The 21,715-nt window shown below is 74.0% G+C and carries 18 protein-coding genes; 13 read left to right on the top strand and 5 right to left on the bottom strand.

Annotation, left to right across the window (positions count from 1 at the left end):
• The first annotated feature begins 48 nt into the window (after nt 1-48).
• From BUE41_RS17325 to BUE41_RS17285, 9 genes are all read left to right on the top strand, one after another.
• Nucleotides 49-318, top strand: a complete 270-nt coding sequence (locus tag BUE41_RS17325; RefSeq protein ID WP_073458167.1) for a DUF167 domain-containing protein — start codon at nt 49-51, stop codon at nt 316-318.
• Nucleotides 319-854: 536 nt separating this feature from the next.
• The gene (locus BUE41_RS30830; RefSeq protein WP_159444928.1) at nt 855-1,610 is read left to right on the top strand and encodes a class I SAM-dependent methyltransferase; all 756 of its coding nucleotides are present in this window, start codon (nt 855-857) and stop codon (nt 1,608-1,610) included.
• Nucleotides 1,611-1,766: 156 nt separating this feature from the next.
• Nucleotides 1,767-3,290 (top strand): potassium/proton antiporter, encoded by a 1,524-nt coding sequence (locus tag BUE41_RS17315; protein WP_073458165.1) that lies wholly within the window; start codon nt 1,767-1,769, stop codon nt 3,288-3,290.
• A gap of 24 nt (nt 3,291-3,314) precedes the next feature.
• Nucleotides 3,315-3,884 (top strand): signal peptidase II, encoded by a 570-nt coding sequence (gene lspA, locus BUE41_RS17310; RefSeq protein WP_073458164.1) that lies wholly within the window; start codon nt 3,315-3,317, stop codon nt 3,882-3,884.
• Nucleotides 3,877-4,809, top strand: coding sequence for an RluA family pseudouridine synthase (locus BUE41_RS17305; protein WP_073458163.1), 933 nt, complete (start codon nt 3,877-3,879; stop codon nt 4,807-4,809). Before lspA ends, BUE41_RS17305 begins: the two co-directional genes overlap by 8 nt.
• Nucleotides 4,810-4,838: 29 nt before the next feature.
• Complete coding sequence (locus BUE41_RS17300; RefSeq protein WP_143172210.1) at nt 4,839-5,489, top strand: hypothetical protein; 651 nt, start codon at nt 4,839-4,841, stop codon at nt 5,487-5,489.
• Nucleotides 5,490-5,921: 432 nt separating this feature from the next.
• Entirely contained in the window at nt 5,922-6,638 is a 717-nt protein-coding gene (locus BUE41_RS17295; protein WP_143172209.1) for a DUF998 domain-containing protein, read from the top strand.
• The gene (locus BUE41_RS17290; RefSeq protein WP_084755262.1) at nt 6,635-7,663 is read left to right on the top strand and encodes a DMT family protein; all 1,029 of its coding nucleotides are present in this window, start codon (nt 6,635-6,637) and stop codon (nt 7,661-7,663) included. Before BUE41_RS17295 ends, BUE41_RS17290 begins: the two co-directional genes overlap by 4 nt.
• A 55-nt stretch (nt 7,664-7,718) precedes the next feature.
• Entirely contained in the window at nt 7,719-8,891 is a 1,173-nt protein-coding gene (locus BUE41_RS17285) for a glycosyltransferase (RefSeq protein WP_143172208.1), read from the top strand.
• A gap of 1 nt (nt 8,892) precedes the next feature.
• On the opposite strand, the gene BUE41_RS17280 is transcribed toward BUE41_RS17285, so the two are convergent.
• A complete protein-coding gene (locus tag BUE41_RS17280; protein WP_073458160.1) occupies nt 8,893-9,951 on the bottom strand; it encodes a glycosyltransferase family 4 protein in 1,059 nt (352 codons plus the stop codon).
• Complete coding sequence (locus tag BUE41_RS17275) at nt 9,948-10,844, bottom strand: alpha/beta fold hydrolase (RefSeq protein WP_073458159.1); 897 nt, start codon at nt 10,842-10,844, stop codon at nt 9,948-9,950. Before BUE41_RS17275 ends, BUE41_RS17280 begins: the two co-directional genes overlap by 4 nt.
• A gap of 275 nt (nt 10,845-11,119) precedes the next feature.
• Here BUE41_RS17275 and dnaE point away from each other — a divergent pair, with 275 nt between their 5' ends.
• Nucleotides 11,120-14,686 carry a DNA polymerase III subunit alpha gene (dnaE, locus tag BUE41_RS17270; RefSeq protein WP_073458158.1) on the top strand — a complete coding sequence of 1,189 codons (3,567 nt, stop codon included), beginning with the start codon at nt 11,120-11,122 and terminating at the stop codon, nt 14,684-14,686.
• On the opposite strand, the gene BUE41_RS17265 is transcribed toward dnaE, so the two are convergent.
• Together BUE41_RS17265 and BUE41_RS17260 are read right to left on the bottom strand one after the other, a co-directional pair.
• Complete coding sequence (locus BUE41_RS17265; protein ID WP_073458157.1) at nt 14,687-15,856, bottom strand: MFS transporter; 1,170 nt, start codon at nt 15,854-15,856, stop codon at nt 14,687-14,689. It lies immediately after the preceding gene.
• Between the two features lie 125 nt (nt 15,857-15,981).
• A complete protein-coding gene (locus BUE41_RS17260) occupies nt 15,982-16,839 on the bottom strand; it encodes a PaaX family transcriptional regulator (RefSeq protein WP_073458156.1) in 858 nt (285 codons plus the stop codon).
• Between the two features lie 157 nt (nt 16,840-16,996).
• On the opposite strand from BUE41_RS17260, the gene BUE41_RS17255 reads away from it, so the two are divergent.
• Genes BUE41_RS17255 through BUE41_RS17245 form a run of 3 tightly spaced genes read left to right on the top strand, consistent with a single transcriptional unit; the run spans nt 16,997 to nt 20,540 of the window.
• The gene (locus BUE41_RS17255; protein ID WP_234997348.1) at nt 16,997-19,054 is read left to right on the top strand and encodes a SulP family inorganic anion transporter; all 2,058 of its coding nucleotides are present in this window, start codon (nt 16,997-16,999) and stop codon (nt 19,052-19,054) included.
• A gap of 24 nt (nt 19,055-19,078) precedes the next feature.
• Nucleotides 19,079-20,026, top strand: coding sequence for a GNAT family N-acetyltransferase (locus BUE41_RS17250; protein WP_073458155.1), 948 nt, complete (start codon nt 19,079-19,081; stop codon nt 20,024-20,026).
• Nucleotides 20,027-20,039: 13 nt separating this feature from the next.
• Nucleotides 20,040-20,540 (top strand): type II toxin-antitoxin system PemK/MazF family toxin, encoded by a 501-nt coding sequence (locus BUE41_RS17245; protein ID WP_073458154.1) that lies wholly within the window; start codon nt 20,040-20,042, stop codon nt 20,538-20,540.
• A gap of 500 nt (nt 20,541-21,040) precedes the next feature.
• Here BUE41_RS17245 and BUE41_RS17240 read toward each other — a convergent pair whose 3' ends face one another.
• The gene (locus tag BUE41_RS17240) at nt 21,041-21,712 is read right to left on the bottom strand and encodes an LON peptidase substrate-binding domain-containing protein (RefSeq protein WP_073458153.1); all 672 of its coding nucleotides are present in this window, start codon (nt 21,710-21,712) and stop codon (nt 21,041-21,043) included.
• Between the last annotated feature and the right edge of the window lie 3 nt (nt 21,713-21,715).

The raw sequence follows: 21,715 nt of genomic DNA, 5'->3' as shown, positions 1-21,715 counted from the left end.
CCGGCGGATCCGGACCCGCGGGCCGTTCCGCTGCAGGAACGAGGTGCCATGCGGTTCGCCATCCACGTCCGGCCCGGCGCGGGCAAGGACCAGGTCGGTGGCTCACGCCCGGGCCGCGGCGGCCCGGCGCTGGTCGTCGCCGTGAAGGCCCGGGCGGTGGACGGGGCGGCCAACGCCGCCGTCGTCCAGGTGCTGGCGAACGCCCTCGGCGTGCGGCGCAGCGACGTCGAGATCGTGAGCGGGCACCGCGGGCGGGACAAGATCGTCGAGGTGGACGGGGCGGATCCGGAGCTGGTGGCCCGGCTGCGGGACGGTTGACCCGGGCCGCCGCCTCCGTCCGACGCGCGCGAGCTGCTGGACTGCGCTCTGCTCCTTCGGCGCGGAGCGCGGCTCGTGCGCCGTTGAGCCGACAGCAGTGCACCCGATCGGGCTCGCGGCCTGGTGAGTCGTCCGCTCGCGCGGTGCTCACACCCTCGTTCCTCGGGCGCTGCGCGCCTCCTCCGCCGTCGTCGACGCGCGCGAGCTGTGTGGGATTGCGCTCGGCTCCTGCGTCGCCGAGCGCGGGCTCGCGCGCCTCGGGTGTCGACGACGGCTCATGCGGTGCTCGCGCCCTCGTTCCTCGAGCGCTGCGCGCCTCCTCCGCCGTCGTCGACGCGCGCGAGCTGTGTGGGACTGCGCCGTGGCCACCGTGCGGTGGTGCTCGGTCGGGGGCGGTGGGGCAGTCCGGGGACGAGGCCGGGGCCGCGGTTGAGGGGGACCCGCGTCCGCAGGCGCAGCTCTCCGTCGTCACCGGCCGAACCGCGGACCCGGACTCACCGGCACCGAGCTCCCGACCCGCGGCTACCGTGACGATCGTGGGGGAGGCTGCGACGCGCTGGGCCCGGCTGCAGGCGGGCCGGGACATCCCGCCGGAGATCCGGGCGAAGGCGGCGGCCGATCCGTGGGCCTTCGACCCGGACGCGTTCCGCGCTCCTGCCGTCCCGGTCGACACCCCGTCCCGGGCGGCCGGGCTCGCCCTGCTCGGCGCCGGCGGCACAGTGCTCGACGTCGGCTGCGGCGGCGGGGACGCGGCGTTCGCACTCGCCGAGCGGGCCACGCACGTCACCGGGGTCGACGCCCGGCAGGAGATGCTCGATCTCTTCGCCGCCGATGCCGCGGCCCGCGGTGTCCCGCACCGTGCGGTGCTCGGTGCGTGGCCGGGCTCGGCTGCTGAGGCGGGGCGGGCGGACGTCGTCGTCTGCCACCACGTGCTGCACAACGTCGTGGACCTGCCGCCGTTCCTCACCGCGCTGACCGCGGCCGCCCGCCGCGGCGTCGTCGTGGAGATGCTCCGCCAGCACCCGATGGCGTGGCTGGACCCGTTGTGGGAGCGGTTCCACGGCCTCGTCCGCCTCCCGCCCGCCACCGACGAGGACGCGATCGCGGTGCTGCGCGAGCTGGGCATCGAGCCGGAGGTCCGGCGCTGGGAGCGGGTGCCGCGGCCGTCCGCCGACCCGGTCTGGGTCACCCGGCGGCTGTGCCTGCCCGCCGATCGGACGTCGGAAGTGGCTGCCGCGCTCGCCGGCCTGCACCGTCCCAACGATCTCACGACGATCACGTGGACGACCTGACCCGACCGTCTGCGGGCCGCCCGACCTGCGCCGATAGAGTCGTGTCCTGAGCTGAGACGCTCGGGCCGACGCCCGGCGCCCGGGCGGCGGTGCGTCGTCGCCCTGTGCTTCCCGCCAGGACGGATCCGTCTCAGCCCCGTCCTCCCGGGAGGTGGAATGACGAGCTTGGCGGCGACCCTCGGGATCGCTTCCGCCGTCGTGCTCGTCGGGGTGTTCGCCGTGCGGGCCTCCGTCCGCATCGGACTGCCCTCGCTGCTGATCTACCTCGGGATCGGGGTGCTGCTCGGCGAGTCCGTGCTGGGCATCGAGTTCTCCGACACCGAGCTCGCCGAGTCGCTCGGTTGGGCCGCCCTGGTGCTGATCCTCGTCGAGGGCGGGATCACCACGCGGTGGAAGGCGGTGCGCCCGGCCCTGCACATCGGGGTCGCGCTCGCCACGGTCGCGGTCGCGGTCAGCATCACGGTCGTCGGGGTGTGCCTGCACGTGCTGCTCGACCTCGACTGGCGCACTGCGTTCCTGTGGGGCGCGGTGCTGACCTCCACCGACGCGGCCGCCGTGTTCAGCGTGCTCCGCAGCCTCGGTGTGGGGCGGCGGCTGGTCGGGGCGCTGGAGCTGGAGTCGGGCCTCAACGACGCACCGGTCGTCATCGCCGTCGTCGTGCTCGCTTCCGACGAGGCGATCACCTGGGTGCAGCCGCTGCTCGTGCTCTACGAGCTGGGCGCCGGTGCGGTGATCGGGATCGTGCTGGGCTGGGTGGGCGGCTGGGCGCTGTACCGGATCGCCCTCCCCTCGACCGGCCTGTACCCGCTGGCCGCGATCGCCGCGTGCGTGCTCGCCTACGCCACCGCCTCGGCGGTGCACGCGTCCGGGCTGCTGGCCACCTACGTGGCCGCACTCGTGCTGGGCAACTCCCAGCTCCCGCACCGCGACGCCGTCCGCTCGTTCGCGGAGGGCACCGGTTGGCTCGCCCAGATCGGGCTGTTCGTGATGCTCGGGCTGTACGTCTCGCCGTCCCGGCTGCTGCCGGCACTGCTCCCCGCCCTGGTCGCCGGGGCCGTGCTGCTGTTCCTGGCGCGGCCGATCTCGGTGTTCTTCGCCACGGCTCCGTTCCGCGTGCCGTGGCGGGAGCAGGCGTTCCTGTCGTGGGCCGGGTTGCGCGGGGCCGTGCCCATCGTGTTCGCGCTCATCGCGCTGATGCAGGGAGCGCCGAGCGGGCAGACCCTCGTCGACGTCGTCTTCGTGCTGGTGGTGGTGCTCACCGTGCTGCAGGGCACGACCCTGCCGTGGGTCGCCCGGCTGCTGGGGATCGCCCGGCAGGCCGAGCCGCGCGAGGTGGATGTCGACGCCGCCCCGCTCGACGAGCTCGGCGCCGATCTCCTGCAGGTCACCGTGCCGGTCGGCTCTCGGCTGCGCGGCGTCTACCTGCGCGAGCTGCGGCTGCCGCCCGGAGCGACGGTGAGTCTGGTGGTGCGCGACGGCGAGGCGTTCACACCCACGATGGAGACGCGGTTGCGCGAGGGTGACCAGTTCCTCGTGGTGACCACGCAGGCGGTGCGGGAGGCCGCGGAGGACCGGATCCGCGCCGTCGACCTGCACGGACGCCTCGCCAGGTGGAAGACCGAACGGCCCGGGCCGGACGGGGGTGACCGGCGGCCCCGCGGAGGAGGCCGGGGTGGATGACCGCCGGTACGGGATGATGGTCCGGTGACGACCGATCCCCCCGCCACCACCACCGCTCCCGGACCGACCAGGGTCGTCCTGCTCTCCGTGATCGCCGCAGTGGTGCTGGCCCTCGACGTCGTCACCAAGGTGATCGCCGTCGCCCAGCTCGAGCACCGCCCGCCGGTGGAACTGCTGGGCGGGCTGGTCTACCTGCAGCTGATCCGCAACCCCGGCGCCGCGTTCTCCCTCGCCACCGGCTACACGTGGGTCCTCACGGTCGTTGCGATCATCGTGGTGGTGGTGATCGTGCGGGTGGCGCGGCGGCTGCGCTCGGTCGGCTGGGCCGTCGCGCTGGGGCTCGTGCTGGGCGGGGCGCTGGGCAACCTCGGCGACCGGCTGTTCCGCTCGCCCGGGCCGCTGCAGGGGCACGTCGTGGACATGGTCTCGGTCTTCGCCCCCGACGGGCGGGTGTGGCCGGTGTTCAACGCGGCCGACTCGGCGATCGTCTGCGGCGGGATCCTGCTCGTGCTGCTCGCGCTGACCGGCCGCGAGCTGGACGGCCGCAGAACCCAGGAGAAGGCGCGCGACAACGGGGAGGACGAGGATGCCTGACACCCGGAGCCTGCCCGTCCCCGACGGGCTCGACGGGATGCGTGTCGACGCCGGTCTCGCCCGCCTGCTCGGCCTGTCGCGCACCGTGGTCGCGGCGCTGGCCGAGCAGGGCCGCGTCGAGCTGGACGGGCGCAGCGCGGGCAAGTCGGACCGGCTCACCGCAGGTGCGTGGCTCCAGATCCAGCTGCCCGACCCGGAGCCGCCCGCGCCCATCGCCGGCGCGCCCGAGAAGGTCGCCGGGCTGAAGGTGCTGCACGCCGACGACGACATCATCGTCGTCGACAAGCCGGTCGGCGTGGCCGCCCACCCCAGCCCCGGGTGGACCGGTCCCACGGTCACCGGCGGGCTGGCCGCGCTCGGCTACCGGGTGGCCACGTCCGGGGCCGCCGAGCGGCAGGGGATCGTGCACCGCCTCGACGTCGGCACCACCGGCGTCATGGTCGTCGCCGCCTCCGAGCACGCCTACAGCGTGCTCAAGAAGGCGTTCAAGGAGCGCACCGTCGACAAGCGCTACCACGCCATCGCACAGGGCCACCCCGACCCGACCCGCGGCACGATCGACGCCCCGATCGACCGGCATCCCCGCCACGACCACCGGTTCGCCGTCGTCGCCGGCGGAAAGCCCAGCATCACCCACTACGACACGATCGAGGCGTTCCCGGCTGCGACGCTGCTGGACGTGCACCTGGAGACCGGCCGCACCCACCAGATCCGGGTGCACTTCTCGGCGATGCGGCACCCGCTCGTCGGCGACCTCGTGTACGGGGCCGATCCGACGCTGGCCGACCGGCTCGGGCTGACCCGGCAGTGGCTGCACGCGCGGTCGCTCGGGTTCGCCCATCCCGCCGACGGCCGGTGGGTCGAGTTCACCAGCGAGTACCCGGCGGACCTGGCCGAGGCGCTGGACAGGCTGCGGGTCCACTAGGGGGTCAGGTGCGCGGGTGGCGAACCGCCGTGCTCGTCGCATGCGTCGTGGTGGCGCTGGTGACGGCGTGGTTCGCGGGTGCGGAGGCCGGCGGTCCGAGTGCGGCCCCCCCTGCGGGATCGGTGCGGCTCGGTCCGGAGGCGGGGGAGGAGGTCGCGGCCTACCTGGGGCGCGTCCCCGCCGATCTTCCCCCGCCGGGCACGAGCACGCTCGCGCTGGTGCAGTACGCGGAGCACCTGCCGGCCGCCGGTGCGCTGGCCGCCACGGCCGGCACCGAGGCGGTGACGGCCGTGTTCCAGGTGCCCATCCGGCGGGTGCAGACCGCGCTCGCGTTCGAGGACCTCGAACCCCGGGTCCCCGCCGGCGCCGCGATCCGGTCGGCCCAGGCGCGGGCGGCGCGCGCCGCGGCCGCCCGGGAGACCGTCGGCACCGACCGGCAGCGCGCGATCGCCGCCGCCGAGCGCGCCGCCCTCGACCACCCGGACTGCGCCTGCGTGGTCGCGGTTCTGGTCCGCGGTGATCGGGCGGCGCTCGAGCAGGTCGCCGCGCAGCCCGGGGTGCGGGCGGTGCACGCTGCACCGGCCGGCACGACGCGGGTGGAGCTCGCCCTGGCCCCGCTGCTGCCCGGGCAGACGGAGCGGGTCGACCCCCTGCCGGACGACGGGCCCGTACCGCCTTGATCCCCGGCTCGGGGTGGCCGGAGGACCACGGCGTTGCTCGCGCGCTCCCCGCGCCGACGTCGGCTCTGCACCGGATCGCTGCTCACGGCCAGCGCTGCGCGTCTCCTCCGCCGTCGTCGACGCGCGCGAGCTGTGTTGATTGCGCTCGGCTCCTCCGTCGCCGAGCGCGGGCCCGCGTGCTCGTGCGTCGACGACGCGCACGAGCGCTGTGGCCACCTCGCGGTAGTGCTCGGCCCGGCGCGGTGGGGCGCAGCTCGGAGCGCGAGGTCCCGGGCGCCGTGGAGGTGGATCACCGTCGCGGCTTCCCTGCCGAAGATCCGCGCCCTCCCACCACCCCTACCGCCCACCCCGGATCGGGGTTGGGGAAAACCCCCGCCCTTCTGGGTGGTTCACCTGATTTCCGCGGCCGGTGCCGGCTGGCACGGTGAGTCCATGGCACAGGGGGTGGGGGCGAGCGCCGGGGGCGTGGAGAGCGCGGTCGTGGCGGCCGCCGTGGGGGTCGCCGCGGTCACCGCGGGGGTCCTGCACGTGGCCGGATCCGGCCCTGTCGATCCACTGCGCACGGTGATCAGCGATTATGTCGTGGTGCCCGGGGGATACGCGATGCTCGCGCTGACCGCCGCAGCGCTGGCGGTGGCCTGCGTCGCGTTGGCCGCCGGGTTGCACCGAGCAGGCCTGCCACGGCCCGCGTTGCCGATGACCGCGCTGGTCACGGCCGCGGTGGCGCTCGCCGTCGCGGGCGCGGTACCCACGAACCCGCCCGACGAGCCGATCGACCTCGCGGCTGTGGTGCACCGGATCGCCGGCGGGGTCGCCTTCGTGGCGCTGCCGTTCGCGGCCTGGTGGATCGCCCGCCGCGCCGTCGCCGGACCGGGGGAGTGGGCGGCCCGCGCGGCGGTGCTGCGCCGGTGCGCGCTCGCCTCAGCCACGCTCACGGCGGGCTTCCTCGCCGTCCAACTCCCGATCGTTATCGGGGCTTCACCGATATTTCCTTTTGTCGGAGGCGCAGAGCGGCTCGTCTGTGCCACGGTGATGGTGGTGTTGGTGACGACGGCGCGGGTGATGCGGACGGCCACGGCCGGTACCGCAGGTACGCCGCGTCCCCGTACACCGGACGCGTTGCCGGTCGGGCTGGGGCAGGCGGCATGAACACCCTGCACCAGGCGATGGCTCATCCCGGCATCGCCATCGGCCTGGCCGCACTGGCCGCGGTCTGCTTCGCCGGCGCCGCGGTCCTGCAGCACCGTGCCGTCACCGCTGAGCACACACCCGGCGGGCACGTCGATCCGCACTCCCGAGACGGACTGACGCGGGCCGGGCTCGTCGCCGCGGCCCGGACACCGGGCTGGCTGTTCGGGCTCGCCCTGGCGGCGGGCGGCACCACCCTGCACGCGCTGGCCCTCGTGCTGGCACCGCTCTCGGTCGTGCAGCCGATCGGGGTGCTGGCCGTCCCGATCGCGGTCCTGATCAGCATGCGCCGCACGCACCGCAGGCCCACCGCAGGCGTGGTGGTGGGGGTGGTGCTGGCCGTCACCGGCGTCGCGGTGTTCGTGCTCACCGCGGCCGGCAGCGCCACCAGCACCCCGGCCGCCGACAGCGCCATGGCGCTCGCCGGGGCGATCGTCGCGCTGGTCGTCGTCGCGTTCGCCGCGCTGGGGCTGGCCCGCAGCGGCTGGGTGCGCTGCGTCGCGCTGGCCACCGGAGGGGCGGTCGCGTTCGGCCTGGTCTCCGCGCTCATGCGGGCGGTCTCGCAGCTGGTCACCACCGGTGCGTCCGCGATCATCTCCCCGGCGGTGCTGACGGCGCTGGGTGGACTGGTCGCCGCGCTGCTCGCCGGTGGCTGGCTCGTGCAGCAGGCGTTCGCCGCCGGCGCCCCGGAGGTCGTCGTCGCCTGCATGACCGTCGTGGACCCGATCGTCGCCGTCCTGCTCGGTGTGGTGCTCCTCGGTGAGGGAGCCTCCACCCCCGTCGTGATCTGGTTGCAGCTGCTCGTCGCCGCCGGCCTCGCCGTCGTCGGCGTCGTGGCGCTGGCCAGCCACCACCCCGACGCGCTGGCCCGCCGGGAGGCGGCCGCGCTCGCGGGCGTGCCGGCCACCCGGCCCGCTCCCCGTTCCGCCTCGCGTTCCTCGGTCGGGTCCGGGAGCCGGCGCGAGCACGTGCTGCACCGCCGGTGACCGTCGCGCTCGTCGGCACCGGACGACCGCCGTCCCCTGCAGAGAGGACCGTTCCGTGAGCTCGCTGCGCATCCTGATCGGCGCCGAGACCTATCCGCCCACCGTCAACGGGGCCGCCAACTTCGCCGAGCGGCTCGCCGTCGGACTGGCCGGTCGCGGCCACGAGGTGCACGTCGTCGCCCCCTCGCACGCCGGGCGGCCGGCCGTCGAGGTCCGCGACGGGGTGACGGTGCACGGCGTGAAGTCGGTGCGCTACCCGTTCCACCCGGACTTCCCGATCAGCATGCCCTGGCGAGCGCTCCCGGCTACCCGCCGGCTCGTCGAGGCACTGCGCCCCGACGTGATCCACACGCAGGCGCACATGGTCGTCGGCCGCGGCGTGGTGAAGGCCGGGAAGCGGGCCGGGCTGCCGGTCGTCGCCACCAACCACTTCATGCCGGAGAACCTCACCGCGCACGTCCCGCTGTCGAAGTACGTGCTGGGCCCGGCGTCGAAGCTCGCCTGGCGCGATCTCGGTCGGGTGTTCGGGAAGGCCGACGCAGTCACCGCGCCCACCCCGCGCGCGGTCGAGCTGCTGGTCCGCGGGGCCGGGCTGACCGACGCGTTCCCCGTCTCGTGCGGGATCGACGCCGACCGCTACGCCGTCCCCGCTCCGCCGCACGACGTGCCATCGGTGCTGTTCGTCGGCCGGCTGGACCAGGAGAAGCGGGTCGACGACCTGATCCGGGCGTTCGCGGCGCTCCCCGCCGGGCTGCCCGCGCACCTGGACATCGTCGGGGACGGCGCCAAGCGCGGGGAGTGGACCGCGCTCGCCGCCGGGCTCGGCATCGCCGGCCGGGTCACGTTCCACGGGTTCGTCTCCGAGGAGGAGCTGATCACCCGGTACGCGACCGCGGACGTGTTCTGCATGCCCAGCATCGCCGAGCTGCAGAGCCTGGCCACGCTGGAGGCGATGGCCGCCAGCACCCCGGTGGTGCTCGCCGATGCGATGGCGCTGCCGCACCTGGTGCGCCCGGGCCGCAACGGGTGGCTGTTCCCCCCGGGGGACGTGGCCGAGCTGAGCAGGCGGCTGGCCACCCTGCTCGCCGACGCCGCTCTGCGCGCCCGCATGGGCGCGGTGAGCCGGGAGCTGGTGGCCGAGCACGCGTTCGACGCCACGCTGGACCGGTTCGAGGGCATCTACCGGCAGCTGATCTCGGGGGAGCAGCCGCAGGCCCGCGCCGCGTGACTCAGCGTCTCGCGAGCTCTTCCAGCAGCTCCAGCAGCACCTCGGCCGAGCGCTCCCACGTGTAGTGCTCGGCCCGCCGCCGGGCGGCCGCGCTCGCGGCGTCCCAGCGCTCCTCCAGCTCCCGCACGGCCGCGGCGAAGCCCTCGGCGTCGTCCGGCGGCACGTAGACGGCGGCGCCCTCGGACCCGCCCACCTCGCGGAACACCGGGATGTCGCTGACCACCAGCGGGGTGCCCACGGCCATCGCCTCGACCAGCGGGATGCCGAACCCCTCGTCGCGCGACGCCGACACCAGCGCGGTCGCCCCGCGCAGCACCTCGACGTAGGTCTCGTCGGTGGCGCCGTCGTGGAAGACGAGCGTGCCCGGCCCGGCGGCCGCGCGCAGCCGGGCCCGCTGGGCGTCGGAGACCCGGCTCATCAGGTGCAGCTCGTGATCGGGCAGCAGCGCCATCGCCCGCGCCAGCGTCTCCACGTTCTTGTAGGGCATGAACGAGCCCATGTAGACCAGCGCCTTCGTGCGCGGCAGCCGCGACGGGTCGGGCACCGGGTCGGGCGCGTTCGGCACCACCGTCACCGGGCGGCGGGTGAGCCGGTGCTGGGCGATCAGCGCCTTCGTCGTCTCCGACACGGTGACGACGGCGTCGGCTCGGTTGAGCAGCACCCGCTGCGGCCACCAGGCCGTGTGGTAGAGCCGCCAGAGCAGCCGGACCGGCCAGGCGAACTCCGGTGGCGGGGTGGGGTGGCGGTAGTAGATGAGGTCGTGGACGGTGAGCACCAGCGGGTAGGTGCGGCCCCAGCTGCCCATCGTCTGCATCGGGGTGAACACCACGTCCGGGCGCAGCCGGTTGACCTGCCGAGCCACGAACGGTTCCCGGATGCTCGTCGGCGCGCTCACCAGCACGTGCGGGCACGGCGGCAGGTGGGCGAGCTGGCGCTCGTCGCTGATCAGCATCGTGAGCGGGCGGCGCTCGGCCAGCGCCGTCACCAGCCCGGCGGTGTAGCGGCTGATCCCGTCGTGGCGCTCGATGCGGGTGTAGCGGCAGTCCACGACGATCTTCACGGAACCACCTCGGCCAGTGCCGCCGCGATCTCGGCCGGCTGCTCGTAGTGGGCGAGGTGCCCGGTGCCGGGCAGCAGCACCAGCCGGGCGTCCGGGAAGAGGGGGAGCAGGGCCCGCTGCGCGTCGGCCGGGGCGAGGTCGTCGCGCTCCCCGGCGATCAGCAGCACGGGCACCTTCACCGCGGGCGCGTACTGCGCCACGTCGTGACCCACGGACGCCTCGAACGCCTCCAGCAGGACCGCGCGGTTGGCGAAGCCCGCGAAGTACCGACCGTGCTCGGCGTGGATCCAGCGGCGCAGGTCGCGGTCGCGGGTGGTCATCAGCGCCAGCCCGGAGATCCGGCCGACCAGTGGGTGGCGCAGCAGGGCCTCGCCCACCGGCTCGGGCAGCGCTCCGGCCAGCCGGTGGAACGCCGCGGTGATCCACCGGCTCGCCGCGCGCGGGCCTTCGAGCGCGCGGCTCGCGATCGGGTTGACCAGCACGAGCGCCGCGATCCCGGTGGCGTCCTCGGCCGCGGTCGCCGCCGCCACGATCGAGCCGAACGAGTGCCCGGCCAGCACGACGTCGCCGTCGAACGCCGCCATGAGCTCGCGGGTCCAGCGGGCGTAGCCGTCGACGTCGTGGCGCTCGCTCGGCAAAGGCGGCGTGGCGCCGAACCCGGGCAGGTCGGGGACGAGCACCCGCAGTCCCGCGTCGGCGTCGACGAGGTGCGCGACGATCGGCTCCAGGCCGTGGTGGTCGCCGCGGAACCCGTGCAGGAACACGATCGTCGAGCGGGGCTCGACCGCGCCGTAGCGCCACACCGTGGTGGGCGTACCGCGCACGGTGACGGTGATGGCGTCGACGGGCGCGCGGGCGACGATCTCGCCGTACGGCGTGCGGTCGGCGGGCACCTCAACAGCCTAGGGCAGCCCTGGTCCGGCGGCGGTCGGCGACGGTCCGGACACCGTGGGTACCCGCCTTCGGCGCACGGTCGCGGCGTGTCGGCGAAGCCACCGCCGGAGTCGGCGTGCCGGGTTCGGAGCGTCGCGGCGGGAGGAGCACGATGGGGACCTCCGGACAACCATCGGCGCCCCGCGCTCGTTGGCCCCTGCGGGCCGCGGGCGTGGCGAACGTCGGTGCGCCGGAGTAGAACGGTTGTTCGAAGCTCGACCAGTTTGGGGGCGACGTGGCGGATTCCTTCGTCCACCTGCACGTGCACACCGAGTACTCGATGCTCGACGGCGCGGCGAAGGTCAACGCGCTGTTCGACGAGGTCGAGCGGCTCGGTATGCCTGCGGTGGCGATGACCGACCACGGCAACATGTACGGCTCTGCGGAGTTCTTCCGGCGCTCCCGGAAGAGCAGCGCCAAGCCGATCATCGGCATCGAGGCCTACCTCGCGCCGCTGTCTCGCCACCACAAGAAGCCCGTGTTCTGGGGGCAGTCCAACCAGCGCGGCACCGACGAGTTCGGTGAGGGCGGCGACGTCTCCGGCGGCGGCGCCTACACCCACATGACGATGGTCGCGCGCAACGCGCGCGGGCTGCGCAACCTGTTCAAGCTCTCCAGCCTGGCCTCGTTCGAGGGCTACTACCGCAAGCCGCGCATGGACCGCGAGCTGATCGCGCAGTACGCCGAGGGGATCATCGCCACCACCGGGTGCCCGTCCGGCGAGGTGCAGACCCGGCTGCGACTGGGTCAGCCGGAGGAGGCCCTGAAGGCGGCGGCCGACTACCGCGACATCTTCGGTCCGGAGAACTTCTTCCTGGAGCTGATGGACCACGGGTTGTCCATCGAGCGCAGCGTCCGCGACGGGCTGCTGGAGATCGCCCGCAAGCTCGACCTCAAGCCGCTGGCCACCAACGACTCGCACTACGTCACGAAGGACCAGGCCGACACGCACGCGGCCCTGCTGTGCGTGCAGTCCGGCAAGACCCTCGACGACCCGAACCGGTTCAAGTTCGACGGCGACGGCTACTACCTCAAGAGCCCCGAGGAGATGCGGGAGTACTGGGACACCGCGGTGCCCGGGGCCGCCGACAACACCCTCCTCGTCGCGGAGATGGTCGAGCCCTACGACGAGGTGTTCGCCGAGGTCGACCGGATGCCGCGGTTCCCGCTCGAGCCCGGCCAGACCGAGAACGACCTGCTGCGGGCCGAGGTCGAGAAGTACATCCCGTACCGGTTCCCGAACGGGCTCACCCAGGAGTACCGCGACCGCATCGAGCACGAGCTCGCGGTCATCGCGAAGATGGGCTTCCCCGGCTACTTCCTGGTCGTCGGTGACCTGGTGCGGTGGGCGAAGTCGCAGAAGATCGCCGTCGGCCCCGGCCGTGGCTCGGCCACCGGGTCGCTGCTGGCGTACATCCTGCAGATCACCGACCTCGATCCGATCGAGCACAGCCTGCTGTTCGAGCGGTTCCTCAACCCCGAGCGCGTCAGCCCACCCGACATCGACCTCGACTTCGACGAGCGTCGGCGCGGGGAGGTCCTGCGCTACACGATCGACAAGTGGGGCGAGGAGAACGTCGCCCAGGTCATCACGTTCGGCACCATCAAGACGAAGGCCGCGATCAAGGACGCTGCGCGCGTCCTGCACGGCCAGCCCGGCTTCGCGATCGCCGACCGGATCTCGAAGACGCTGCCGCCGCCGATCATGGCCAAGGACATCCCGCTCTCGGGCATCTTCGACCCGAGCCACGAGCGGTACGCGGAGGCGGCCGAGGTCCGGGCGCTGACCGAGTCCGATCCCGAGGTCGCGCGGATCATGGACACCGCGCGCGGGCTGGAGGGCCTGATCCGCAACGCCGGCGTGCACGCCTGCGCGGTGATCCTGTCGTCGGAACCGCTGCTCGACGTCATCCCGCTGTGGAAGCGCGAGGACGGCGCGATCATCACCGGCTGGGACTACCCGTCGTGCGAGGAGGTCGGCCTCCTCAAGATGGACTTCCTGGGCCTGCGCACGCTGACCGTCGTCGACGACACGATCAAGGCGGTCAAGGCCAACCACGGCATCGAGATCGACACGGCCACCCTGCCGCTCGACGACAAGAAGACCTACGAGCTGCTCTCCCGCGGCGACACGCTGGGCGTCTTCCAGCTCGACGGCGCGGGCATGCGCACGCTGCTCAAGGCCATGGAGCCCAGCCACTTCGGTGACATCGCCGCTGCGCTGGCGCTGTACCGACCGGGCCCGATGGCGGCGAACGCGCACATGGACTACGCCGAGCGCTCGAACGGTCGGCAGAAGTGCACCCCGATCCACCCCGAGCTCGAGGAGGCGCTCGAGCCGATCCTCGGTGAGACCTACCACCTGCTCGTCTACCAGGAGCAGGTCATGGCGATCGCGCAGCAGCTGGCGGGCTACACGCTCGGCCAGGCCGACCTGCTGCGCCGCGCGATGGGCAAGAAGAAGAAGGAGATCATCGAGAAGGAGTTCGAGAACTTCAAGGCGGGGATGCTCAGCAAGGGCTTCTCCGAGGAGGCCTGCCAGACGCTGTGGGACGTGATGCTGCCCTTCTCCGGGTACGCGTTCAACAAGTCCCACACCGCCGGGTACGGGCTCGTCTCCTACTGGACGGCCTACCTCAAGGCGAACTACCCGACCGAGTTCATGGCCGCCCAGCTGACCTCGATCGGGGACAACAAGGACAAGTCGGCGGTCTACCTGGCCGAATGCCGCCGCATGGGCATCCGGGTGCTGCCGCCCGACGTCAACGACTCCGACCAGTGGTTCCGCGCCGTCGGCAAGGACATCCGCTTCGGCCTGGGCGCGATCCGCAACGTCGGCGCGAACGTCGTCGAGTCCATCATCGCCACGCGCGAGGCGAAGGGCCGGTTCACGTCGTTCACCGACTTCCTCGAGAAGATCGACCTGGTCTGCTGCAACAAGCGCATCATCGAATCGCTGATCAAGGCGGGCGCCTTCGACTCCTTCGGCCACCCCCGCCGGGCGCTGATGGAGATCCACGAGGAGGCCGTCGACGCGATCACCGGCATCAAGCGCAAGGAGGCTGAGGGCCAGTACGACCTGTTCGGTGCCGTCGACGACGAGCCGGCCGCGCCGGAGCACTCCCCGCTCGCCGGCATCAAGATCGGCACCGAGGAGTGGCCGATGAAGCAGAAGCTCGCGTTCGAGCGCGAGATGCTCGGCCTCTACGTCTCCGCGCACCCGCTCGACGGCGCCGAGAAGATCCTGCGCAAGCACGCCCCGAAGTCGATCGCCCAGCTCATCGACGAGCAGCAGAAGGAGGGCGAGATCGTCGTCGCGGGCATGATCTCGTCGGTCGACCGGCGGGTGAACAAGAAGGGCGAGCCCTGGGCGATCGTCACGATCGAGGACCTCGACGCCTCGATCGAGGTGCTGTTCTTCCCCAAGGCGTACGCGATGATGTACGAGGAGCTCGTGCCCGACTCGGCGGTCGCCGTGAAGGGCCGGGTGAACTGGCGCGACGAGCGGATGTCGGTGTTCGCGTCCGGGATCATCACGCTCGACATCTCCGCGGCGCAGAACAACCCGGGCGCCGAGCCGCCGCTCGTGCTCAAGGCCGACGCCACCCGCATCGACGAGGCCGTCGTGGCGGAACTGAAGTCGGCGCTCACCGCGCACCGCGGCGACACGCCGCTGCAGCTGGTGCTCTGCTACAAGAACCGGGAGACGGCGCTGGCCGTCGACGAGAAGTTCTCGGTCAAGGTCTCGTCGGCGCTGCTCGGCGAGCTGAAGAGCATCCCGGGGATCGCGGTGGCCAGCTGATCAGGTGCCCGTCGGCATGCGGGGGAGCGCGGCGGCGGTGGCCGCTGCGGTGAGCACCGCCAACGCGACCGCGGCCGCCGCGAACCCGGCGGCTCCGGTCGCGGTCCCGCCGACGAGCGGGCCGACCGTCATGCCGCCGGCGTAGGCGGCGTTGAACACGGCGTAGGAGCCGCCGAGCGCCGGCGGCACGGCCCGCTCGCCCTGGTGGCCGATGAGCGTGGTGGCCGGCGCGAGCAGCAGCGCGTTCGCGATGCCGAGGGCGACCAGCGCCGCGACGACCACCCACAGCGGCGCGGGCAGGCCGAGCGCGGCCAGCGCGACCGCCGCGAACGCACCGCCCGCGCCGATGAGCAGGCGGGCGTCGACGCGGGTGACGAGCGCCCCGGCGAACGGGTTGGCCACCGCCCCGGTCAGGACCAGCACGCCGAACAGCACGCCGATGCCGAGCGGACCGACGTCGTGGACCAGCTGCAGGTGCAGCGGCAGCACGGGTTCGATCGCGGCCAGCGTGCCGGCCCCGATGAGCACGGCCGCCAGCACGCTCCACGTGCCCGGCACGCGCAGGACGGCGAGCGGGCCGGCGGCGTCGTCGGCGGCCGGCGGGTCCGTGCGGACCAGCACCCAGCGGGCGATCCCGTCGGCGATGGCGAACGCAGCGGCGACGAGGAACGGGGCCCGTGGGCCGAACGCCTCCACCAGCACCCCGCCCAGCGGTGGGCCCACGAGGACGCCGATCGACACCATGCTCATCGCGATGCCCATCGACCGGCCCCGGGTGGCCATCGGGGTGCTCGCCGCGATGAGGGCGAGGCCGGCGACCCAGGAGAAGCCCGCGGCCACGCCCTGCAGCGCCCGCGCGACCAGCAGCAGCGCGAACGTCTCGGCGAACGCGAACAGCAGGGTGGCGGCGGCCAGCCCGAGCATCCCGTAGAGGAGGGGGCGGCGCGGGCCGGTCCGGTCGACCAGTCGGCCGGCGAGCGGGGTGACGGCGAGCGTGGCCAGTGCGTAGGCGGCGAACAGGAAGCCGGTCGCGGCGGGCCCGGCCGCGACGGTCGTGGGCAGCAGCGGCAGCACCGGGATGGCGATGCCGTAGACGAGCATGTCGGTGAACAGCGCGATGCAGGAGACGACGACCGCCGCCCGCGGGCTGGTGGTCCGGCTACCGGTCACGTGCGCTCCGGGGAGTCGGGGTGGTGGGGCCGCGTCGGGAACGACGCTGCTGGTGGTCGAGACGCCTCGCGATCACGGCGACGGCGTTCTCCACGAAGGGAGCGCGGGGGAGAGCACGGCGCGGATCACGACGAGGCGACCATGCGCTGCCACTGCTGCTGGGCTGCGCTCTCCCAGCGCTGGTGCAGCCGGTCGAACAGCTCCGCGGCGCGCGCGCCCACCCACTCATCGGGCAGCAGCTCGCCGGGCAGCTTCGGGTCCAGGAACGGGAACCGCCGCCACGCGTGCACCAGGTGGATCTGGTGGGTGAGGGTGTCGGCGGGCCCGGTGGGCTCCGCGTCCTGGAACTCCTCGAGGAACGCCACGTAGGCCTTCTCCACCTCGGCGAGGTCCCACGCCTGCTCCACCACCTGCTGCGGGTTTCCGATGTCGCCGAACTCGCCGACGAACGAGGAGGCGACCCCGGACAGGCCGAGGTCGGAGATGACCTCCGCGACCTCCGGCTGCTTGCTCGGGTCGGGGGTGAGCCACACGCCGGGCGCGGGGGAGCCGAGGCCGGCCCACGCCAGCCGCGTGCGCAGCCGGTGCCGCAGCTGCCGGCGCGACTCCGGGACGCTGACCAGCAGCACCAGCCACCGGCCGTCCCACGGGCGGGCGGGAGCGCTGAACCCGTAGATGCGGGCGGCACCGTCGGAGAGCAGCCGCCTGCCCTGGTCCGACAGCGACCAGCGCACTCGCCGGCCGGACCGGTCGGACACCAACAGGCCCTCGGCGGCGGTGCGGGCCAGCGCCTGACGCGCGGACTTCGACTCCACCCCCAGCCCGCCGAGCACGTCGAGCAGCACCTGGGTCCACACCGGTTCGCCGTGGGGAAGCACGAATTCGCCGAGGACGGTCAGCAGCAGCGACCGCGCGCTGGTGGCACCGAGCCCGCGCCGGCGCGACAGCGCCGGATGGGCGTTCGCGACCTCGGCAGCGGACATGACCGGAGCCTATACAGGCAGGTGACGGTGACCGAGGGTGGACGCACCGGTGTGTGGATCTTGCCAGGAGGTCGGGTCGGCCCCCACTCGATCGGGTAGAACCGCCGAAGCGGACGGAACGGACGAACGGTGTGGAACCGTTCGGAGCATTGTGATCTTGACGACCGACCCGCCCGCGGTCCCGCCGCAGACCGCCGCCCGCGCGCCGCGCCGCCGACCCCCCTGGACCACCCTGCGCGCCGATCTGGCCGCCGATCTCGGCGCGTCGCTCGTCGTCTTCCTCGTCGCCGTGCCGCTGTCGCTCGGCATCGCGCTGGCCTCCGGCGCGCCGATCATGGCCGGCCTGATCGCCGCGGCCGTCGGCGGCGTGGTGGCCGGCGCCCTCGGCGGCTCCCCGCTGCAGGTCAGCGGGCCGGCGGCCGGCCTGGCGGTGGTCGTCGCGGAGCTGGTCACCCGCTTCGGGTGGGGCGTGACCTGCGCGATCACGGTCGGCGCCGGGCTGCTGCAGATCCTGTTCGGCGTCACCCGCGTGGGCCGGTTCGCCCAGGCCGTGCCGCCAGCCGTCGTGCACGGGATGCTCGCCGGCATCGGCATCACGATCGCGCTGGCGCAGCTGCACGTCGTGCTCGGCGGCAGTCCGCGCGCCGGGGTCGTCGAGAACCTGCTGGCGCTGCCGGCGCAGGTGGTGGCGCACGTGACCGGGGCGGCGGCCATCGGGCTGCTCACGATCGTCGTGGTCGTCGCCTGGCCGCTGCTCGGGCTGCCGCGCGCGGTGCCCGCCCCGCTGGTCGCGGTCGTGCTCGCGACGGCCGTCGGTGGGTTCTTCCCCGCCCTCGAGCGCGTCGACCTGCCGGGCGGGATGCTGGAGTCGATCACCCCGCCGCTGCTGCCGCGAGGTGACTGGGCGGGCGTCGCCGGGGCCGTGCTGACGGTGGCGCTGATCGCGAGCGCCGAGAGCCTGCTGTCGGCTGTCGCGGTGGATCGGATGCAGCCCCGCCTGCGCACGGACGTGGACCGCGAGCTGGTCGGGCAGGGCGCCGCCAACGCCGTGTCCGGGCTGCTCGGCGGGCTACCGGTCACCGGGGTGATCGTCCGCAGCGCGGCCAACGTCGCCGCCGGTGCCCGCACCCGGGCGGCCACGGTGCTGCACGGCGTGTGGGTCGCGGTGTTCGCCGCCGCCCTGGTGGCGGTGATCGAGCTGGTCCCGCTCGCCGCGCTCGCCGGGCTGCTGGTCGTGGTCGGCGCGAAGCTCGTCCGGCCCGAGGACGTGCGCACCGCCCGTCAGCACAGCGAACTGGCCGTCTACCTGGTGACGCTCGGTGGGGTGCTGCTGGTGAACCTGCTGGCCGGCGTCGGGGCGGGCCTCGCGGCCGCGGGCGTGCTCATGCTGCGCCGGTCCGCACGGTCGCGGGTGCGCCTGGAGACGCCGCCGGACGGGCCGCGCCGGGTCGTGGTCGGCGGCACGCTGTCGTTCCTGTCCGTGCCGCTGCTGGCGCGGGTGCTCGCGCGAGTTCCCCCCGGGGTGCCCGTGCACGTCGATCTCGTCGTGGACTACCTCGACCACGCTGCGTACGACCACCTCGACGCCTGGGTGCGCCGGCACCGCGCCACCGGGGCGTGGGTGCGGGTCAGCGAGCCCGGGGACCGCGCCGAGCCCGTCGCGGGCCGGTTCGCGACGTGGAGCCACTGGCAGGCCACCGACGCCCACCACGCGCCGCGGGTGCGGGAGCCGGCCGGCCTGCTGTTGGGCTGCTCCGACGCCCGCGCGGTGCCGGACGTGATCACCGCCGGTGCGTCGGGGGACCTGTTCACCGTGCAGAACGTCGGCAACCTCGTCACGGACACCGGGGCGCGGGCGGCCGTCGAGTACGCGGTGGACGTGCTGGGTGTCCCGGTGATCGCGGTGTGCGGGCACTCCGGCTGCGGGGCGATGCAGGCGCTGCTGACCGGTGCGGCCCCGGACAGCTCGCTCGAACGCTGGCTCCAGCCCGCCCGGCGCAGCCTCGCCGCGCTGCGGGAGGGGCACCCGGTCGGGCGGGCGGCGCTGCGGGCCGGGCGGTCCGAGGTGGACGCGCTCTCGATGGTCAACGTGGCCCTGCAGCTGGAGCAGCTGCGCGAACTGGGCGTGCCCGCTGAACTCACGGGTGTGTGGTTCGACGTCCCCGCCGGGACGGTGCACGTGCTGGAGAACGACGAATTCCGGTCGCTGCGGTGACGCGGTGGCTCTACCGTGCCCCGCATGGTCGCGACGGCCCTGTTGACCTGGCGCCCGCTGCGCGTCGACGACGTGCCGGCGTGGGCCCGGCTGTTCGCGGCCGCGGAGGAGGTCGACGACACCGGCGAGCTGTTCTCCGAGGAGGACCTGCGGGACGACCTGGCCGACCCGGCGCTCGACCTAGCCGCCGACTCGGTCGCCGTGCTCGACGGGGACGAGCTCGTCGCCTACCAGATCACGCTGCCCCCGGCCGACGCCGCGGGCGTCGGGCCGGTCGTGGCGAGCCACGGGGTGGTGCACCCGCGCTGGCGGCGGCGCGGCATCGGCACCTCGCTCCTGCGCCGTGGGCTGGAACGGGCCGGGGACGCGGGCGCGGCGCTGATGGTGCGAGTCCCGGAGCGCGACGCCGGGGCGGCCGCGGTCTGCGCCGCGGCGGGCATGCGGCCCGCGCGGTGGTGGTCGGACCTGCGGCTCGACCTCGCCCGCCCGCTCGCCCCGGCACCGGCGCCGGCGGGTGTGGAGATCGTCGCGCTCGGTCCCGGCTACGACCACGGCCGCTGGGACGAGCCGCTGCGCGCCGCGCACAACGCGGCGTTCGCCGATCACTGGGGCTCGGCCGCCGTCGGCGCCGACACGTGGCGGGCCATGCGCACCGGGGCGGCGGCGTTCCGCCCGGCGCACTCGGCAGTGGCCTGCGCCGACGGGGAGATCGTCGCGTACGTCCTCGGCTACGAGTACCCGTCGCCCGGGCCGGGGCGAGAACTGTACGTGGGGACCGTCGGCACGCTGCCGGCGTGGCGCGGCCGGGGCCTGGCCCGGGCGCTGCTGACGCACGTGCTGCAGTCGGCGCAAGCCGCCGGGTTCGCCACGTCGGTGCTCACCGTCGACAGTCAGAACGCCACAGGGGCGCTCGGTGTCTACGAACGGGTGGGATACGTGCCGCACCGCCGGTCGGTGACGTGGCTGCGCTGATCCCGGTGCGACGATGACGGGCATCCTGCGCAGGACCGTCGTCCCGTTCCTCTCCCGCGCCGCTCGCGCGTGGGCGCAGTCGACACGGTCGTCGTCCCGAGCGCCCGCCGCTGGAGGCGTGTGCAGCGCCCCGACCCGTGCGCGGGCCCGGCAGATCGTCTACCAGCCGGATCTCGACGGCGCCGCCGATCCGGGCGAGATCGTGTGGGCGTGGGTGCCGTACGAGGAGGGCGACGGGCGTGGCAAGGACCGCCCGCTCCTCGTCGTCGGGCGGGACGGGTCGGGGACGCTGCTCGGCCTCATGCTGTCGAGCCAGCGGGACCGGGCTGACGACCGCGACTGGGTCTCGGTCGGCACCGGTGCGTGGGACCGGCAGGGCCGGGAGTCGTTCGTCCGGCTCGACCGGGTGCTGGAGGTCGCCGAACGCGGCATCCGCCGGGAGGGCGCCGTGCTGCCGCGGGATCGGTTCGACCGGGTGGCGAGGATCCTGCGGGAGAGGTACGGCTGGACCTGAGCCCGCGAGTCGCGGTTTCACGACGGCGGGTCGGGGTTCGCGTGACGGCGGGTCGCGGCACGGGCCGCCGAGGTGCGGTTCCGGCGACGCGAGTTGCCCCGCGCGGCAGGGCGAGTTGCCCCGCGCGGCAGGGCGAGTTGCCCCGCGCGGCAGGGCGAATTCCCCGCACGGGGAGGGCGAGTTGTCCCAACGGGGCCGGCGAGTTCTCCTGGCCGGGGCCGTGAGTCGCTCGAGCGGGACGGGCCACGACGCTCACCCGTGACCCTCGCTGACCCGCCTGGGGCAACTCGCCGACCCGCGCGGGGCAACTCACCCTGCTGCGCGGGGCAACTCGCCGATCCGCGCGGGACAACTCGGCCTGCTGCGAGGGGCAACTCGCCGATCCGCGCGGGACAACTCACCGGCCTGGATGGGCAACTCACTGCGGTGAGAGCCACGACTCGCCGTCGCGGAAACCGCGACTCGCCGTCGTGGCGACCGAGACCCGACGGGGTCCGAGCTCAGTTGTGCCCGTGCTCCACCCCGTACGCGGTGAGCGGGGCGGGGACCGCGCGCAGCTTCGTCAGCAGCCCGGTCTCGCGCACGAGGAACCGGCGCACCATCTTCAGCCGCTCGGCGGGGGAGACCTCCTCGAGCAGGGCCTGGCGGTCGGACATGGGCAGCAGGCAGTCGGCGGCCAGCAGGTGGGGGAGGACGGCCGGGTCGATGTCGTCGGTCGGCTCCACCCAGTCGTCCTTGTGCCACGCCGTCGCGCAGTAGCGCCGGTGCGCGTCCCGCGCGGAGGCGGCGAGCGCGTGCAGGTGGTCGGGATCGTCCGGTTCGGTGTCGGGCAGGAACTCGACGGCGGCCATGAAGTACGGCTTGCTGGTCGCGTCGATGTCGAGCAGCCGGAAGCGGCGCGCGCCACGGGTGACGATGTCGTAGCGGCCGTCCGGGAGCCTGCGCACCTCCCGCAGCTCGGCGGTGCAGCCGACGGGGTGCAGCGCGTCCGGCACGTCGTCGGGGCTGCAGCCCTCGCGCACCGCGATCACGCCGAACTGCTTGTCGGGCACCGCGCCGGTGATCAGGTCGACGGTCAGCTGGCGGTAGCGCGGTTCGAAGATGTGCAGCGGCAGCGGCGCCCCCGGCAACAGCACCGTTCCCAGCGGGAACAGCGGAACGGTCTCGGCCACCGC

The organism is Pseudonocardia thermophila (assembly GCF_900142365.1).
Taxonomy (GTDB): domain Bacteria; phylum Actinomycetota; class Actinomycetes; order Mycobacteriales; family Pseudonocardiaceae; genus Pseudonocardia; species Pseudonocardia thermophila.
The sequence above is the reverse complement of the archived record's forward strand: the minus strand, read 5'-3'. Positions and strand labels throughout refer to the sequence as shown.

Coding starts and splice junctions, on each gene's coding strand:
- BUE41_RS17325 (WP_073458167.1), top strand. CDS start 49: ATGCGGTTCGCCATCCACGTCCGGCCCGGCGCGGGCAAGGACCAGGTC.
- BUE41_RS17315 (WP_073458165.1), top strand. CDS start 1,767: ATGACGAGCTTGGCGGCGACCCTCGGGATCGCTTCCGCCGTCGTGCTC.
- BUE41_RS17305 (WP_073458163.1), top strand. CDS start 3,877: ATGCCTGACACCCGGAGCCTGCCCGTCCCCGACGGGCTCGACGGGATG.
- BUE41_RS17295 (WP_143172209.1), top strand. CDS start 5,922: ATGGCACAGGGGGTGGGGGCGAGCGCCGGGGGCGTGGAGAGCGCGGTC.
- BUE41_RS17290 (WP_084755262.1), top strand. CDS start 6,635: ATGAACACCCTGCACCAGGCGATGGCTCATCCCGGCATCGCCATCGGC.
- BUE41_RS17260 (WP_073458156.1), bottom strand. CDS start 16,839: ATGTCCGCTGCCGAGGTCGCGAACGCCCATCCGGCGCTGTCGCGCCGG.
- BUE41_RS17250 (WP_073458155.1), top strand. CDS start 19,079: ATGGTCGCGACGGCCCTGTTGACCTGGCGCCCGCTGCGCGTCGACGAC.
- BUE41_RS17245 (WP_073458154.1), top strand. CDS start 20,040: ATGACGGGCATCCTGCGCAGGACCGTCGTCCCGTTCCTCTCCCGCGCC.